Annotated in this window: 1 protein-coding gene; it reads right to left on the bottom strand. The window is 67.4% G+C overall.

The features are described from left to right. A partial coding sequence (locus BKD30_RS15215; RefSeq protein WP_456243295.1) for an IS1634 family transposase occupies positions 1-680 on the bottom strand: 680 nt, incomplete at both ends.

A 680-nucleotide genomic window follows, 5' to 3' on the forward strand; every position in this document is an offset into this window, starting at 1 on the left:
GAAATCCCCGTCGGTCTACGAGCAGGCCGACCACGATCTGCGGGTCGACGCGCCGTTCCTTGGAGTAGCCGACCTTGCGCAGGTCGTCTTCCTTCTCCGCCTCGAAATACAGCGTGGTCACGTCGTACAGCACCAGGGACACATCGCTGCCAGCCACGGCGTGGCGGAAACACGCGGTGGCGACCTGGTCGCGGTACGCGCCTGCGTGAGCGCGGCGCAGGGTGCGTTTGCGGGTCGACAGACTCGCCGACACGCGTCCCATCTCCGCCAGCACCCGGTCCACGTCGAGCAGACTGGTCGGCTCGACCACCCGGGCGATCACCAGATCGCGGAAGACCTCATCGGCCACGACGTCGAACCCGAGACCGGCATACACACCGGCCAAGACCTCGTAGAGCAGCGCCGACGACGTCTTCACAACCCGGGGGCGTGGCACCAACGACCGGGCAGAGGCCGAATCGGTGCCGGCGAACAACCCGGTCGGCGCCGCGGGTGGAATCAGTACCGCGCTCGGGACGGCCGGGGTGATCCCCAAATCGAGAGTTCCTTGCTGGTCGTCAGCCAGCAACCGGTGCGCTTCATCGATCAGCAGACCAAGCTCAGCCTGATCATGCGCGGAGCCGACGTGGCGAACGATCCGCCGCCTGCCCGCGACCGACTCAGCGATCTGCACCGCCGTG

Origin of the sequence: Tersicoccus phoenicis (genome assembly GCF_001968835.1) — a bacterium.
Lineage (GTDB): Bacteria > Actinomycetota > Actinomycetes > Actinomycetales > Micrococcaceae > Tersicoccus > Tersicoccus phoenicis.